The sequence below is a fragment of the Ruegeria sp. B1 genome (assembly GCF_056535885.1).
Window position 1 is genome coordinate 736,082 of the sequence record NZ_JBQFJA010000001.1, and the last position, 17,044, is coordinate 753,125.

Genomic DNA, 17,044 nt, shown 5'->3' on the forward strand with positions numbered 1-17,044 from the left:
TTAATCGCTATACGAAGCACGCACCTATTGATTGGAGCTTAGGCCGGGTTTGGTGACGCCAACGGCACGGGAGTTAACCGCTTGGGAACACCTGACCTTTACTCCCGCAGCGCCTGATCTCTGATTTTAACAACAGGCTGTATTAGGTAATCCAAAACGGATTTGCGACCTGACAGAATGTCTACTTCGGCGATCATGCCCGGAATGATCTCCACAGCTACACCATTGGCGTCCAACATCGTGTCCGTGGTTCGGATTTCGACCACAAAAACCTCTTCGTCATTTCGTTCGGATCGTGTGATCGTGTCCGCCCCTATCCTGACGATTTCGCCGTCCAGCCCCCCATAGCGCGCGAAATCATAGGCGGTGATCTTGACTTTGACCGGCTGCCCCGCGCGCAAAAACGCAATGTCTTCGGGGCGCACAAACGCCTCCACCAGTAATGAATCGTCCAGCGGGACGATTTCGACAAGCTCCTCGCCGCTGCGGGCCAGGGTGCCGACCGTGGTGCGATGTACGCGGTTTACGATGCCGCGCACGGGGGATCGAACCTGAGCCCGCGCGGCCCGGTCCTGCAAGGCGGGCAAGGCGGGTTGCAGCGCAGCCAGTTCCGCAGTGGCCATGGCAAGATCTGTCAGGGCGGCGCTACGAAACCTGCTGCGTGTCGCACGGATACGGTCTTCGATTTCGTCCAGTCCGGTTTCCAGCCTTTTGGTGACCGCCTCGGCCCGAACTTTGCGTCCCTTCCACTCGGCCTCGCTGCGTCGCAAGGCCAACAGTGTGGTGGCGGGCTCCATCCGGCGCTCGACCAGCGGGGCCATTATGGCCCGCTCTTCGGCCAGAACCCTGAGTGTTTCGTCTGCGGTCACCTGATCCACCAGGCCTTCCTCGTATTCCCGGCGCCGTTGTTGTCTTTGACGTTCCAGAATAGCGATTTCCGCCTGCAACTCGGTTTGGCGTCCCTGATACAAGGCGGTTTCAGATCGCACAACGGCCGGTGCTCCGGTGATCAGGTCTGTGTCGAACCGCAACTCCGTCTCATCTATTTCGGCCTGCAAGCGCTGTGTACGGGCCATCAGCCCAAAGGCCCGTTGTTGCTCCTGACTGATCTGGCTGTCGATCTGTGTTGTGTCGAACTCCATCAACAGAGTGCCTTGCTCGACAATCTGGCCTTCGCGGACATGCAGAATTTGCAGGACACCCGGTTCGGTGGCCTCGATCACCTGCACATCACCCGAGGGTACGATCCGCCCGTCCACCCGGGTGACATCGTCCAGTTCGGTCATGTGGGCCCAAAGGCCGGCGGCTGCCAGGCAGGACAGGATCACCAGCAACAGCAGGGACCCCCTGACCGGAGACCGCCCATGCATCTCGCGGGCCAGAGCGGCAAGATCAGGATGCCGCGACATTCAAATGCCTCCGCCCTGGGCGTGTGTGTTGTGAAAGCAGGCTTTTGGGGCCGTCCACCGCAATTTTCCCATCTTCGATGACAATCACCCTGTCGACAAGTTCCAGCAGGCTGGTGCGGTGTGTGACAACGACCATTGTGGTGCCCTGTGTTGCGGCCCTGAGGCGCCGGATAACCTGTGCTTCGGTTCGGACATCCATGGCGCTGGTCGGCTCATCCAGCAGCAAGACCGGCGGCCGCCCGATCACGGCCCGCGCCAGGGCGATGGCCTGCCGCTGACCTCCGGACAACCCTTCGCCCCGTTCCGTGAGGTTCAGGTCATATCCCCCGGGGGTATTGGCAACAAAATCCTCAACACCCGCAATGTGGCCTGCTTCAATCAGGTCTTCGTCGCGGGGTCGGATTGCGCCGCTGACGATGTTGTCCCGGACCGACCCTGAGAACAGCCAGACGTCTTGCAAAACCGAACCGATATTGCGCCGCAGGTCGCCCGGGTCGATCTGACGAATATCCACACCGTCCAGCATAACTGACCCAACCCGTGGGGTATAGAGTCCCAACAGCAGGCGCGCGACCGTGCTTTTGCCTGATCCGATCGGTCCCAGGATCGCAACCTTTTCGCCGGGGCTGATGGTAAAGGTGACGCCGTTCAGCGTGTCCTGGCTCTGGTCCGGGTAGGCAAAGTGAACATTGCTGAACGAAACAGCCCCCTTGAACCCGGGTCGGTTGATCCACTGGCGTCCGACGGGCCGTTCGCTTTCAGCCTGCATAAGGGCATCGAGGCTTCGATAGGCGGACCGGGCCTGATTGGCGCGGGTCAGGGTCTGGGCCAATTGCCCCAACGGGGCCAGCGCCCGCCCGGTCAGCATGACCGAGGCGACCAGAGCTCCCATGCTGGCCTGGCCTGCGGTGATCAGGAACACACCGTAGAATACGATCAGGACTTGCGCCGCTTGCTGTGCGAAACCGGTCAGGTTCAGCGCAAACTGCGTGATTGCCCGACTGCGCGTACCATGCGCGGATTGCCGTTCGATGGCCCCTTCCCAGCGGTTGCGCATCTGACGGCCGGCGGCAGTTGTTTTGATGGTTTCAAGGCCAGAAACAGCCTCGACCAGGACGGACTGTTTTGACTGACCATCGGAAAAGCTGCGTTCAGCCAGGCGGGACAATAGCGGCTGTACTGCCACACCCGCCAGCAGGACCACGGGCACGGCCAGGGCAGGGATGATCGCCAGCGGCCCGCCGACCAGGTAGATAACGTAAACAAACAACGCGATGAATGGCAGATCAACCACCGCCACCAGCGTGGCTGACGTGAAAAACTCGCGCAGGGTCTCAAACTCCCGGACAGTGCTTGTCACGGCCCCGGTTGAGCCGGTGCGCGACTCCATTCGGATGTTGAGCAACTGGTCAAACACTCGCCGCCCCATGAACAGATCCGCCTTTTGCCCTGCCTGATCGATGAAACCGGCCCGCAACAACTTGAGAACAAAGTCGAACACCAGCGCCAGACCGACGCCGATGGTCAGCGCGATCAGAGATTCCTTGGCCTCATTCGGAAGCACACGGTCATAGACCACCATGATGAAAATAGAGGTCGAGAGGCCCAACAGATTGGCCAGGGCCGCAGCCAAAGCCACCTGAATGTAAGACCAGCGATTGGCGGACAGGGCCGACCAGAACCAGTGACCGGCCGGAGTGGTATCCCCCGATATCTCGTCCTGGTGGGTGCGACGAAACAAAATGGCGTAGCCGCTATACGTATCGCGCAGGCTGCTCTGTGGCACCTCGCCGATCCCTTCGCCAAGGGCGGGGTCAAAGATCAATAGCATGCCCTTGCGGCCGCGCCCGTGATATACAACGGCCCTGTTGTCCTCCAGCAGCAGAATGGCCGGCACCAGGGTGTTATCAAAGGCGGACAGGCGCCGCGCCCCGTATCCGGCCTGCAATCCGACCCGGTTTGCCACCGAAATCACGTCCCGCACGGTCAGATCGCCGTCCGGCGCGGATTGCGCGGCCTGCAAGGTGGCCAGCGTCATCGGTCGCTCTAGCGTTTTGGCGACATTCAGAACGCAGGCTTCCATAGCGGTCAGTGCGGATGGATCAGCGATCACTCCGGTTTGGATCATCGCGGATCCTCCCAGGTGTTTAAGGAAATTCCGAGAAGGTCCAGAATGTCGCCGGTAAGACTGAGTGCGGCATAGTTGGTCAGGAAAAAGCTCTGTTCCGCCAGGATCAACCGTTCCTGGGCATTCACATAGTCGCGCTGGGCATCCAGAATCTCGATCAGGCTGCTTCGTCCAATCGTAAATTGTTCGCGGGTTGCTGTGACGCTGTCCGCGTTGGCCTGAACCGCAACCCGCGCGGCTTTCAAGCGCTCTGCGCCAGCTTTCTGGTCCGACCGGATAAAATCCAGTTCCCGGGTGATTTCCCGTATCAGGGATTCGCGAGCGAACTCTGCCTCTTTGACCTGGGCTTCGGCGGCGGCAATGGCGGCGCGGCGCTGGCCGGTGCTGTCCAACTCGTAGTTGAACGACAAGTCTACCCCGAAGTTGGCGTCGCGGCTGTCGTCCTGATCGGCAAAGGCGGCAACACGTATGTCCGGTTGCCGTCGGGCCAGCGCGGCGGCGCGTTCAGCCTTGGCCGCGATCAGGCCCGCATCGGCGCGGCGGATTTGCGGGCTGTCCATCACGATCTGGCTGTCGCTGCGGGCCAGGGTCGGGGCCGGTACAGGGGACGGCAACGCATCGGGTGCAAAGCCGAACACCTCGCGGAATCGCGCCTCGGCCCGATCACCTTGCGCCTTGGCATCGGCAAATCGCGTCCGCGCGTCAGCCATGCGTGAGCGGGCCGTCAGAACATCTGCGTTGGACCCGGCGCCACCCGCCGCCCGATCGGAGATCTGTTGTACCAGTTCTTCGTGAACCGCAACATTCTTGGCGGTGATGTCCAGAATTTCCCGGCGATCCAGGACCACTACATAGGTCTCAATAGCGGCCAGCGCGGTGGCCGCCGCAGTTTGCAGCTGATCGCCGCGGCTTTCCAGGACACGTGCCCGCGCCGCAGTCAGATCACCCGACGCCGCTCCGCCGTCATACACCAGCTGCGACACACGCAGGTAGGGCGACACATCGGCAGCGTCCGAGGCGATCCGCTCTGACCGAGCGTTCACGCCCAACGCCACCTGGGGCAAAAACGCGCCCCGGGCCGCATCCTCGTTAGCGGTGGCAATGTCCATTCTGGTGCCGCTTTGGGCCAGTGTCGGACTCGTTTCCACTGCGGCACGCACCTGCTTGCCAAATGTGCTTTGAAGGAGGGTTTCGGAGGGCGCAGTCGCGCCAGCCCCTGCTGTTCCGCCCGCAAACGAGGCTTCGACCAGGGACAGATCCGGTGTTGGCGCGCAGGCCGTGATTTGGGTTGTAAGACACACTATAACCAGCCCTCGAAAGATACGCTCACATATCGGCATGGACACCCCCCAGCCTCTGGAACTTGTATGTGTTTTCGGTGTCCCGGGCATTGGCCATCGCCTTCAGAAACTCTGACGTGGTCGAGATGCCGTGTAAGTGGTCGGGCTGCGGCGTCACAGCGGCAGGCCGTTGCGCTTGCGTCAGCCATGCGCTGTGCGACAAAGACACCTGATGAGCGTGGATCAGGCGCAGGGCGCCACTGTTTGCAAGACCCGCACTTTGAGACTGGGAAAGCCCGTCGAGAACGTTCGGATCTATCCCCTTGAATCCAGGGGGAAAACGACAGCCCTGATGCTGTGTCAAAGGGGCAAGCAAACCCATCTTGTCAATGTCGACGCACAACCGGCGCGTTTTTTCCGCGGTGGCCAGACGTGCCTGAAAGAAGGATCGTAGCCTTTGTAACTCTGGTGCCAGATCCCCATTGGCATCGAAAAACGCCTCATCCTGCGGATCGTCTGTCACCAGACCCGAGGCTTCATCCACCATAAGACGGAACGGCGTGTCGTTCGGGCTTCGACGATCGGCCGGACCTGTCAAAAACGGGGGGCAGCGCAGCAGAGAGGGGATGTAAGCCGCCAGCCAGGCGCCGTTTGCCGAGACAAAGGGATTTGCCCCCTCTGGGGCCATGGACAGAATGGCCACCGGTTCGATGATTTCTCCTGTTGCCCGGAATGCCATTGGAAAGGCGGCCGCGACCTCAAGAATTTCTGTTTCAACCACCGGGCAAACGGTGACGGATCTCGCGTGCTCATACGAGGTGATGCGACGCCAAAACCGATGGCCATGTGTTTTGTAACTCACTGGAATGAGGCCGTTCTGTGCCATAAGCGCTCCATGAGAATTGGCTGAACCTGTCTGGTTCAGGTGGTCGATCCGGTCGGGTCGGTGTACAAAATATTGTCCGCCGTCAGACTGCTGAGATCGCCCAGCCCATCGAACGTCGCCAGGGTTTCGACGCTTGCCGCGTTCGATGCCGAATAATCCACCTTGATCAGCACACTGTCGGTCCCGTCGGTCGCAAGGACGTAGATGTCGTCACCCGATTGCGCTCCGGTAAAGCTTTCGACCGCTGTTTCAAGCGTTCCGGCTGTCAGGTCCGACAGGACGGTGGTCAGACCGACAAAGCCTGTGTCTGAGCCCAGAGCGCCCCCCAGCGTCAAAAGGTCTAAATCCGTTCCATCGCCGCGCAACGAGCTGACATTCAGGCCGCTGAACATGAGCGCATCGGAAATATCCGCCGCCGGACCCAAGGTGAATCCGGTGATGGTATCGACACCGTTGTCCGCCGGGTTCGCCTCTAGTACGATTACATCGCGACCGGCGGCTGTCACATCGATTATGTCGTCGCCTTCGCCTCCCTGAATGACGGTGTCCAGCTCGGACGCGGTCAGCGCGTCGCTTCCGTCCGTGCCAAGCTGAAAAACCGAGGGGCCGCCATCGGATGTCGTGATCGTCAGCTCGATCGGCTGGCCCGCGTCCTGAACTGTCATTGTAAATGTGACCAGTGGTTGCGACAGGTCGGTAAAGGTCGTCGCGGCGCCCGCGAAATTCATCACGTCGCCTGCCCCCGGGCTGACAAGAAAAAGATCAAACTCGCTGTTTTGGTTTTCCGATCCATCATCAAAAGTGACAACCGAAGAGTCAAAGGCCAACTGGGCCGTCATGGCCAGACCACCCGAGACGTCGCGGTCCGGATCTGCGTGGATCTGAAAGGTCACGGTCGATCCGCTGCGCCCGACTTCGGTAATAACGTAGGCTGCCGGAACATGCGCCGTGGTTTCGCTCGAAACCGGAACCGGATCTGGGCCGCCGGACACCGTGGCCTCGGCCGAGAATTCCAGTGCGTCTCCCGCATCAGTCCCCGCGAAATCCGAAGCGGGGACGGTTACGGACCAAGTTCCATCCGCCGCGACAATGGCCGTCCCGACCGATACGCTGTTGAGCGTGATGTCGACGGATTGACCTGCGTTGAGTCCGATCGAAGTTCCGCTGATGAGGACGCCTGTGCTTTGCGCCTCGGACAGCGAGACCGCGCCGTTTGTGCCTATGGCATTCAAGCTCAGGGTGGGTCTGAAATCCGTGATGATCGAGGTTGTGGCGGCCGTCGCTGCGTTTCCGGCTGCATCGTCAACCGTGCCTGAGACCGCAAAACTTGTGCCATCCGCAAGCGCCGCGAGGTCTGCAGAAGGCACCGTCGCGGACCATGCGCCACCCGATGCGGTCCCGGTGTAGGTTTGCCCATTCAAGGTCACCGACACGGTCTGACCGTCCTCGGCTATGGTCGTACCGGTCACGTTCAGATCGCTTCCCCGCTCGACAACATCCAGAACCGCACCGACCGACAAAGGGCTGATCACAATTGTTGGCGCGGTGAAGTCCGTCGTGAACGTGGTTGTGGTCTGGCCGCTGTTGCCGGCGCTGTCCGCAACAGATGCCCGGACCGTGTAGGTTTCTTCATCTTGCAGGGCGCTCAGATCAACCGCCGAGGCGGTGTAGGACCAGACCCCGCCGGACACCGTGGCCGATCCGCTGGCATCCACGGTGCCGTCCGCCCGTTCAATACTGACAGAGATTACCGTGCCGTCCGGGGCGTCGGATGTGCCCGAGACAGTCAGATCGGTGCTTTGTTCCGCCGCATTCATGACCGAGCCATCCGACAGGGTCGTGATCGCAATGGCTGGAGGTGTAAAATCCGTGTCAAAGCTGTTGCTGGCCTGAACCGCCGGGTTGCCTGCGCCGTCGGAAACATCCGCCGTGACCGCAATGGTCGCGCCATCCGACAGGGCCGCCAGATCGGCAGCAGGGGCGGTCACGCTCCATGCACCACCCGACACTGTGCCGGTGTATGTCTCACCATTCATGGTTACAGAGACGACCTGCCCGTCTTCGGCATTTGTCGAGCCGGTGATTGTCAGGTCCGTGCCCTGTTCCACGGCGTTCATGACCGCGCCGTCCGAAAAGGTATCGATACTGAGGGTCGGGGCCGTGGCATCCTTGGTCATCGGCACGCTGGCTTGCGGCGCGGCCAAGCCGTCGGCGTCCGTGACATCGGCTGTCACCGTAAGTGCCCCATCCGCCAGTGCGGCAAGATCTGCGGCAGGGACCGTCACGCTCCAATTGCCGCCCGCAACGGTTCCCGTGTAGGTTTGCCCGTCCAGCGTCACTGTCACTTGCCGACCATCGCCGACATTCCCGGTCGTGCCGGTGATTGTCAGGTCCGATCCGGTTTCAGCGGCGTTCAGAACCGATCCGACAGACAACGGCGCGATTGTAATAGACGGTCCGGTCAGGTCTACCGGAACCGATACAGAGACGGGGACCGCAGGGTTGCCCGCCGCATCCTCCACGGTCACGCTGATCGAGGCCGGAGTGCCCGTGCTGAGACCACCAAGATCGCCGCTGGGGACCGTGAGGCTCCAGGTTCCGCCCGACGCGACGCCAGAATAGGTCTGACCGTCGAATGTAACGGTCACGGTTTGGCCGTCTTCGGCTGTTGTTGAACCGGTCAAGGTCAGATCGCTGCTCAGATCAATCAGGTCAATCGAGCCGCCGGCAACCGTGTCCAGTGTTACAGTTGGGGCAGTGAAATCGGTGTCGAAGCCGCCGCTTGCCTGAGCCGCTGGGTTGCCGGCACGATCCGCGACATCCGCAGTGACCGCGACGGTCACGCCATCGGACAAAGCCGACAGATCGGCGGCGGGAACCGTTACGCTCCATTGCCCGCCGGATACCATTCCGGAATAGGTCTGCCCGTTGATCGTGACGGTGACCGATTGGCCGTTTTCCGCGTCAGTCGTACCCGTCACAGTCAGATCGGTCGACTGCTCTGCGGTATTCAGAACGGCTCCGTCTGAATAGCCGGTGATCGATATAGTCGGCGGGATTGTGTCTACGTTAAACGTGGCGGTTTCGACGGACAGTTCATCGCCCATGCTGTCCAGGTGCCGCACTGTAACGGTGGACACGCCCTGGGGAAGGCCAGCTGCCTCGGCAGAGGTCAGAGAAATATCCCAACTTCCATCTGCGTTCGGCGTCACGGTTTTGACGACCGAGCCAATTGTAACCTCGACGGTGGTTGTGCCCGTTGTCGCAACAGAACCGGTGCTGACACTGCTGAGCGCGGCGGATTGAAGACCGGCAAGGTTCAGACTGGGATATGTCGGTGCAGGAGCCGGTGCCGGATCGCTGGACTCGCCACCCCCACCACCTGCTGCGGCTGCGGCCCCGGCCAGACCAACGCCCCCCAGAGCGGCGCCAGCGCCGCTGATCCCGCCTGCGGCGGCGGCGCCTCCGGCCTCGGCAGCCACGCTGAACTGGGCAATTTCCGCAACCGCTTCTTCGGCAATCATGATCGCGCCGCTGTCAAGAACCTGGACGTTCTCGGCGGCCACGACCAACGTACGGCCATCCGTCATTTTCAAAAGAACGTCACCGTTTTTCAACAGCTGGGCCGAACGGACGCCCGGCAGCGTTTCGGCAAATTGGAACGCATAGAGTTCCTCTACTGTCGCCTGCGCCAAAGCTGGAAGCGCCATCAATGTCGATCCAAGCCCCCCGGCGATCCCGCGACCGGCCCATCGGCGAACCTTGCTGTCAATCCACTTGCGGATCTGGGTCTTGCGGTCCGCGTCCGACGGATCGGTGGGCGATTGCGGGTTGGCCTCAGGCTTGTGTGTCATGTTGCCCTCATTTGCAGTTTCCGCGATCCCGTGAGGGGGACAGTTTGGTCCAGGTCTGGATTTGCTCATCTGTTACACCCTCTGGTTTCCGCCGCGATCGGTTCGGAAAAATTGAGTTAAACTGAAGCCGAACTCCTCGGTTTCACCACATTTGTGCTCTGGTTTCGCTTTGGGCATCTGATCATCCTGTTCTCGGGGCCAGAGGCGGCTTTGGGGGTGATCGATTTGATGCTTCAATTCGAAAGAGTGGTGGCAACGGGGAGCGCGACGCTCGATTCAGGTATCGGCGATACGGCTTTAAAAACGTTTAACGGGGACACGTATCTCTACACGGTCACCGGCCCCGCCGGTGGGGTCGTGGTCTGGCGGCTGGTTGACGGGGCGATGCCGCAATTGATGGATACCGAGTATTACACCGGCACGATTACCTTTCTGGTTGGGCGTAGCGGCACGCCCGTGACGCTGGGGGGCACGACGCAACTGGTGCTGGATGTCAACACCGCAACGGGTCTGGTCGGATATGATCTGAATACGGACGGAACGCTTGGCGGTCTGCAGGAAACCGGAACCCTGACCGGGGGCGGCAACATCTCGGCCGTTGCGCAGGCCTCAGCGGGTGCTGGCGATGTGCTGGCCCTTGCGCATCAGGACACCGGTCAAATCGGAACCTACCAGGTGAATGGCGACGGAACCCTGACCCTGGCCGGGCTGGTAACGGGCCGCGCCGATTCGATGCAGATTCTTCAGGCCGGGGCTGGGCAGTTTGTGATATCGGGTGATGCTGCCAGCAATGCCATCACAACCCACGCGCTGGATACCGCCACCGGGACGTTGACCGCAATCGACAATAGCGCCGCCATCGGGACGCTTGGGATTGCGGCCCCAACGGCCATCGAAGTGGTTCAGGCTTATGGGCAATCGTGGGTTGTGGTCGCCGGATCCGCCAGCAATTCGCTGAGCGTGATGGAACTGAGCAGTGACGGCAGGCTGATCCCCACCGATCATGTGTTGGATACGCTAAACACGCGCTTTGGCGCGGTTCAGGATTTGTCGGTGGTCGAGGTGGACGGACGTGTGTTCGTTGTGGCGGGCGGGGGAGACGACGGGATCACCCTGTTCACCCTGACGCCGGATGGCCAGTTGGTGCATCTGGACAGTTTTGCCGACACGCTGGCGAGCGGTCTGCAAAACGTCCAGACGCTGAGCGTTGCCCATATCGGGGATGAGCTACAGATCTGGGCGGCGTCACAACAGGATGCAGGGCTGACTCAATTGTCCTTCTCGGTGGCCGATCTCGGGGTGGTGCAGGAGGGGTTTGGCACTATAAACGGCAGCGCGCAGGACGATATGCTGAGTGGGAGTGTGCTGGATTCGGTTCTGCTGGGCGGGGCAGGGGATGACATTCTGATCGCAGGCTCTGCGGCAACCACAATGACGGGTGGCGCGGGCGCTGACATATTTATCATGCAATATGGCAGCGCGCCGACGACCATCACAGATTTCGAAGCGGGCATCGACCGGCTGGACCTGTTTGACTTCCCCATGCTGCGCACGCCGGCGCAACTGACGTTTACCGCTACGGCCCAAGGGGCTGACATTCAGTACATGGACGAGATCGTTCACGTCTTTTCGGCCTCAGGCGGGCCGCTATCCAGCCAGGACGTGTTTGGCACGGGCTTTGGTGGTCCGGATCACATCCCGGTCGATTTCGGCGATTTCGGTGGGTTGGAGCCGGACAGTTCGGGCGGGGTGCTAGGGGTCGTATCGGTGAATTCCGAGACGTCCAATCCTGGACTGACGGATGCAGAGATCAGGTTCACACCCGATGGAGGCGGCACCGTAAGTACCCGAGCTGATGATCAGGGACGGTTTGATCTGGACCTTCCACCGGGGACTTTTTCGGGCGAACTGGATATTGTCAAAACCTATTCCACGGCTAGCAGTGAAATCAACGCGTTGGATGCCTTGCAGGTGTTGCGCATTTCCGTCGGTCTGGACCCGACATGGGGCCCTGCCGCGCCCGAGAATCTGATCGCGGCGGACATCACGAGGGATGGAACGATCAACGCGCTGGACGCACTGGCCATATTGCAGGTGGCTGTTGGCCAATCCCCTGCGCACGAACCGGAATGGGTTTTTCTGGATGCTGACGCGGACTTGTCCGGTATCACGCCAAACAACGTGAACTATAGCACGGGTGTTGATGTCACCGCAGTCGATGGGGTGCTTACCGTTGACATGACTTCGATCTTGTTGGGCAATCTTGAGGCTGTCTAAGTCATTCGCTGCGTGATTTGAGCAGGTTTCTGCTGCTGCCCATTCAGAAGTTGAGGCTGTTGATCCACGGGTCCCTTACGCTCTCCGGCGCATCGTGAAAAACGGGTCTTTGGTCAACGTGAAAGACCCAGCATGTTCAGACTGACGTGTCGCCCAAGGCCCTCCTTCGGTACTCCGTCGGCGTCGTCGCCTCATATCGCTTGAACGCCGAGTAAAAGACAGACCGGGAATTGAATCCGGCCCCGTATGCGATGTCGAGAACGCTGTCATTGGTCTCAAGCAGGGCTTTTTTGGCGGCACGCAGGCGCAATTCGTTCACCATATCAAAAAAGCTCTTTCCCAAATACTCGTTCAAAGCTTGCGTCACATAATGGGGCGGGGTCGAGATATGGTCGGCAAGGACATATAGAGACAGGTTGGGGTTCTTGCAGAGGTTGTCGGTTTCAAGTGCGGTTTCGATCTTTCTGGCGATCTTTTCCTGCCGCTCACGGGTCAATCCGGAATTCCGGTACCGCTGCGCCGCATCGGGTGGGGCCGTATCAAGGGGATAGGTGGTAAGCCCCTGAGCACGCAGTCCTGGGTCCTGACGAAGACCCCAAAGCGCCAGCAGCCAGACAAGAAACAGCAGCAGGAAGTCATCCGCGACTTCGGGGAAGAGAACTGTATCAGAAATTGCGTCGAGTATCGCCTGAGCGATGGAGAGCGTCCAATAAACAAAGAACAGGACCATGATAACCCTGATCCAGTGCATCTCCCGACCGATTGTGGACGCAAAGACGTCTTTCAGGCGCTGTCGGTAATAAAAAAGCCGCCTAGAGATCGCGACCCAGTAGATCAGCCATTGGCCGAAAAATACCATTTGCAGACCGATCATGGACAGTATGACCGCGCGCAGCTCAGGCGTGAGCGGTGTTTCGGCTCCGTTGTAAATGCGTGCCCTCTCTTCACCGCCCAAGGTCAAGCTGGCTGCAATGACCAGCGCGGTCAGGACCGTAGGAAGGAAATGCAGCAGGTCCCTCGGTCGATAGGCGAATTCATGGGCACTTGTAATCGCCCTTGCATAAAGCCAAAGGCTCGGCGCGAGGGTCAGTAAGGCGATGCCGCTGATGCCATCGACGAATTGGCTTAGGCGAGCGGTTTGGGGCGCGAGGTCCAAGAAACTCCAAAGGACTGATACGTCATTGAAGAAGATACACAGAAAGAAAACGGTCAGTCCGCCATAGGTTTTCCAATCCCGTTTCAGAAACAGCAGGAAGCTGGCTGCGAACAGCCCGAGTGTCAGGGTACTGAGCGTTGCGGCCACCTCTAGGTGTTCGTTGATGTTCATGTGCACCCTGTCCGTCGTTTTGTCTGGGTGAATACCGGAGCCAGCCCCACCTGAACAGTTCGATGCCCGGAAAAAACATCCGTCCCGGACGGTCAGGACGGTTGATCGTCTGCGCCAGCGGGTTCGGACGACGGCCCGGCCCGGCCTCGCTAGCACGCCTCCAAAACAGGTGGAGATTGCTACATGTCACGCGTTCAAAATTGCCTCGCGCCACTGGCGGGCCGGGAGAAGAGTTGGCGGAGCAAGCCGGCGGGGGCGGCGCGCATTGCCGGAACCGGGTTGCTGATTTTTATTCTGGGAGGCAACGAGGCATTCGCGGATATTTTGGGGGCCAATGACTCCTTCGCGGATGCTGTTTTGAACACATGGTCGGACGCGGATTGGTCCGTCGCAATAGGCGGCGGCGTTGAGGCAACCACATCCATCTACACGGGGGACGATGATGTCGAGTTTGCCGCAGTCCCCCACCTAAGCGCGCGGTGGCGTCAGCTTGAGATCGAGCCCGACAGACTGGCGTTGACGTTTTGGGAGACGGACACTCTGTCTGTGGACCTGTCTGCGAACCTTCGGGCCGGGCCGGATTTTCCCGAGACCGCAGTGTTCGCAGGTCTTCAGAGAGATATCGCCGTCGAACTTGGTGGGAGCGTCAGCTATGATTGGGGGGCTTCAGCACGGGGTTTTCCTTTCATCATGACGTGGCAGGGGCCCATTCCGGGTATGAAGCGGTGTTCGATGTCGCGCGGGACTTTGAGGTTGGAGAAGCGATTGTCGATCTGGGCTTAGGGGCGACTGTCCAAGACAAGAACCTTGGAAGTTACCTTTATGGTGTGACCGCCGCCGAGGCAAATGCGTATCGCGCGGCCTATGCGCCTGACATATCTGTAAGTCCCTTTGTCGAGGCTTCAGTTGCTTTTCCGATCACCGATCACTTTGCCATCGTTGGCTTTGCAGAATACCAACTGTTAGACAAAACGATACAGAACAGCCCGCTTGTTGATGCGTCAGACACGGCTTTGATGGGTCTGTTCATGGTCTTTCAGTTCTGATGCGACGCGGGATCCGGATCGTTTTTGTCCTGCCCTGTCTGATTGGCACAGGGCTGGGTATGTCGTCCTGCACCGGCCCCGCGGAGGGAGAGTTCGTCACGCCCAAAGGGGTCTGGCGGTCCGATGGATCGGGATTTCTTCTGGACGTCTCTGCCAGAAAGGTCACGGAATACGATGTAACAGCAACCACCTGCCTGAAGACGGATGTTGAACGCCGGCGCTCGATTGGCCGGGCTAATGGTTGGACCTTTGACCGCGACAGGCAACGCCTGATCGAGCGTGATGGGCCAGAGCCTTTCTTCCTTCCCTACTATCGGGTGCTCGAACTGCCTCGGGCCTGTCTCCGCCCGGTTCCGAATACAGTCGGGGGGAATTTCGAGCATTTTGCGGCGTTGTTCCAAGCGCATTACGCGTTCTTTGATCTCTATGGTGTTAATTGGGAGTACCGCGTTCAGATGGCCAGAGAGAGGCTCAGGCCCGACCTGAGCGATGCCGAACTTCTTGAGGTGTTCGCTGCGATGCTGGTCGGAATTCGGGACGGCCATGTTTCGATTATTGCCGAACTGAGCGGAGACAGGGTTCGGCACTCTCCCGCAAACGATACCTATCACAATTTGATTATGGACAGGTCAGGCCTGATTGCACGCGTAGATGAGCAGAAGTATCAGAGCCTTGCACTCGAATATTTGAAACAGAACGTCAGGCAGGACATTCTGTCTGGAAAAAGCGAAGCCGACGAATTGGACCTCGTCCAATATGGAATACTAGACGGCAATGTCGGGTATCTTGCCATTTTGGGTCTTGCGGGATTTTCGGGTAATGGGGACGATGATCCGCGGGCAGATTATGTTGCCTTGGAGGGCACGCTTGATGACGTTTTCCAATATTTTGCCGAGGCGAATGTCAAGGCTGTCATTGTTGACATCAGTTTCAACAGCGGGGGGTTTGCCTTTGCGGCCAAGCAGGTCGCCTCACGTTTTACCGAAGTGGCGTTGCCGGGGATTTCTTACCAGCGATGTGATGCCAGGGACGTTGTTGTTCAAAGCGATACGCTGGACCCAAGTCCGGGCCCCGGTTTCCATGGGCCCACCTATCTGGTGACAAGCCCAGCGACTCTCAGCGCGGGCGAGCACATGGCTCTCTATATGCGAGGTTTGCCCAATGTTGTTCATATCGGCGAGCCCACCAACGGCATTCTGTCAGAAGTGCTAGAGAAAGAGTTGCCCAATGGGTGGATAGTCGGTTTGTCAAGCCATATCGCGCGCGATCAACGGGGTGTCTCGTGGGAGGGTATTGGGATCCCCCCGCACATCAGCCAACCGATCTTTGAGCCCGGCTTGGGCTTTACACAGCATGCGGAAACCATCGAACGACTCCGGCAGAGAATTAGCGGACAGGATCGTCCAGTTGCCGGAAACCAAGATGGCGGGGGAAGGCAAAGGCGCTTTTGATTGCGAGAAGGTGCCGTTTTGCATTTACTGTTGGCCGCCTGGATTATGGTGTTAGTGCGGTTTAAGCGGCGCGCTGTAGGATTTACGGCAGCGGCTGGGTGCGGGTGTACGAGGCCGTTGCGGATCACCTGCGCGGCTTGATAAAACGATGCGCCTGTTCGATGATATTGTCCAGATACCTCCGTCTCACCCAACGGGTGGACTGAATGTGACCCGACCGCATATATGGCGGCAAACGCGCAGAAGTCTCAACTGACATCTTGGCCAGTCTTGCCCGACTCAAGGACGGTGGCGTGAAGGTTCTCGGCATGCAAGGCCCGTGCTTTGGAAATGCAGCAAAGTCTCCACCGCCGCCAGCAGTGATCTTGTTCATTCAGCTCCGGCCAGATCGCGCAACTGTTCAAGCAAGTCATTGCTGACAGTCACGCCCTCAGCGCCAGAGGTCGCGCGCCTGGCCAAACGGCCGTCGCCGGGTACGCGTGCATCGCCGTTGCCGTCGATCTCGGCACAGATGCGGGTGACGTAGTCGTCGAAGCCCGGATTACCGAATTTGACCGGATCAATCGCGATCAGCGTTGCACCACCCTTGATGTTGAGTGCGCCATGCGCCTCGCGACCCTCATTGTCAACCGAGAGCGTGCCCCCTGCCAGCGCCGCACCCAGAATTTCGATCAGCAACGCGATCGCGCTGCCTTTATGTGCGCCGAAGGGCAACAGACTTTTGGTCTCCAGAATGGCGTTCGGATCATTGGTGGCCCTGCCGTCATGATCAAGCCCGCCTTCCAGCGGCAACTCGTGACCTTCTGCGGCGGCCATGCGCACGTCCATCAGGGCGACAACCGAAGACGCCTGATCCCAGACAATTGGCGCTTGGTCCTTACGCGGGCAGGCAAAGGACATCGGATTGGTCCCGAAGACCGGCCTGGCGCCGCCGTGGGGAACCACCATCGAAAGCGAATTGACCACGCCAAGCGCCACAAGACCGGCTTCGGCAAGTGGTTCGGTGTCAAAGCGCAACCCGCCAAGGTGATGGCAATTGGCGCAGGTGAAGGCGGCGATGCCGTTCTTGCGGGCCATGGCGATCAGCTGCTCACGGGCTTGCTCGGCGACGATCTGATAATAGCCGTTATCGCCATTGCCGCGCAGAACCCCCGGCGCGGTTTCCGACACGGTGGGATTGGCATCGGGGTTGGCGTATCCCGAAGAGAAGCTTTGCACGTAGACGGGCAGCATCCGAAGGCCATGGCTGCGGGGGCCGTCGCGCTCGGATTTATAAACCAGCTCGGCCAGAACATCGCTGCCGCTGTCATTCATGCCTGCCTTGGTCAGGATGGCTTTGGCCAGGGCCCGGACCTCATCAAGTGAGATTACCGTAGTTTCCATTGG

11 protein-coding genes are annotated in these 17,044 nt (G+C 59.7%); 4 read left to right on the forward strand and 7 right to left on the reverse strand.

Translation table 11 applies throughout. From position 1 onward, the window contains the following. Positions 1-98: 98 nt before the first annotated feature. From ACR3ES_RS03620 to ACR3ES_RS03640, 5 genes are read right to left on the reverse strand one after another with little or no spacing between them, the layout of a single operon-like run. On the reverse strand, positions 99-1,409 hold the full coding sequence (locus tag ACR3ES_RS03620; RefSeq protein WP_170431270.1) for an HlyD family type I secretion periplasmic adaptor subunit: 1,311 nt from the start codon (positions 1,407-1,409) through the stop codon (positions 99-101). Continuing rightward, on the reverse strand, positions 1,393-3,537 hold the full coding sequence (locus tag ACR3ES_RS03625) for a type I secretion system permease/ATPase (protein ID WP_170431268.1): 2,145 nt from the start codon (positions 3,535-3,537) through the stop codon (positions 1,393-1,395). The genes ACR3ES_RS03620 and ACR3ES_RS03625 overlap by 17 nt, the downstream gene beginning before the upstream one ends. Then, entirely contained in the window at positions 3,534-4,838 is a 1,305-nt protein-coding gene (locus tag ACR3ES_RS03630) for a TolC family protein (protein ID WP_480426431.1), read from the reverse strand. The genes ACR3ES_RS03625 and ACR3ES_RS03630 overlap by 4 nt, the downstream gene beginning before the upstream one ends. 25 nt (positions 4,839-4,863) lie before the next feature. Further along, positions 4,864-5,703, reverse strand: a complete 840-nt coding sequence (locus tag ACR3ES_RS03635; protein ID WP_170431264.1) for a SapC family protein — start codon at positions 5,701-5,703, stop codon at positions 4,864-4,866. Between the two features lie 35 nt (positions 5,704-5,738). Continuing rightward, positions 5,739-9,557, reverse strand: coding sequence for an Ig-like domain-containing protein (locus ACR3ES_RS03640; protein WP_170431262.1), 3,819 nt, complete (start codon positions 9,555-9,557; stop codon positions 5,739-5,741). A gap of 153 nt (positions 9,558-9,710) precedes the next feature. Here ACR3ES_RS03640 and ACR3ES_RS03645 point away from each other — a divergent pair, with 153 nt between their 5' ends. Beyond that, a complete protein-coding gene (locus tag ACR3ES_RS03645; RefSeq protein WP_480426433.1) occupies positions 9,711-11,834 on the forward strand; it encodes a dockerin type I domain-containing protein in 2,124 nt (707 codons plus the stop codon). 136 nt (positions 11,835-11,970) lie between these two features. Here ACR3ES_RS03645 and ACR3ES_RS03650 read toward each other — a convergent pair whose 3' ends face one another. Beyond that, entirely contained in the window at positions 11,971-13,161 is a 1,191-nt protein-coding gene (locus tag ACR3ES_RS03650) for a helix-turn-helix transcriptional regulator (RefSeq protein ID WP_170431260.1), read from the reverse strand. 183 nt (positions 13,162-13,344) lie between these two features. Here ACR3ES_RS03650 and ACR3ES_RS03655 point away from each other — a divergent pair, with 183 nt between their 5' ends. Genes ACR3ES_RS03655 through ACR3ES_RS03665 form a run of 3 tightly spaced genes read left to right on the forward strand, consistent with a single transcriptional unit; the run spans position 13,345 to position 15,658 of the window. After that, positions 13,345-13,944: a MipA/OmpV family protein gene (locus tag ACR3ES_RS03655; RefSeq protein ID WP_480634363.1), complete on the forward strand. Its 600-nt coding sequence runs from the start codon at positions 13,345-13,347 to the stop codon at positions 13,942-13,944. Beyond that, positions 13,887-14,207: a MipA/OmpV family protein gene (locus ACR3ES_RS03660; RefSeq protein ID WP_480634364.1), complete on the forward strand. Its 321-nt coding sequence runs from the start codon at positions 13,887-13,889 to the stop codon at positions 14,205-14,207. The genes ACR3ES_RS03655 and ACR3ES_RS03660 overlap by 58 nt, the downstream gene beginning before the upstream one ends. Further along, positions 14,207-15,658, forward strand: a complete 1,452-nt coding sequence (locus ACR3ES_RS03665) for a S41 family peptidase (protein ID WP_170431257.1) — start codon at positions 14,207-14,209, stop codon at positions 15,656-15,658. The genes ACR3ES_RS03660 and ACR3ES_RS03665 overlap by 1 nt, the downstream gene beginning before the upstream one ends. Positions 15,659-16,027: 369 nt before the next feature. Here ACR3ES_RS03665 and ACR3ES_RS03670 read toward each other — a convergent pair whose 3' ends face one another. Beyond that, complete coding sequence (locus tag ACR3ES_RS03670; protein ID WP_170431255.1) at positions 16,028-17,041, reverse strand: Ldh family oxidoreductase; 1,014 nt, start codon at positions 17,039-17,041, stop codon at positions 16,028-16,030. Positions 17,042-17,044 lie beyond the last annotated feature (3 nt).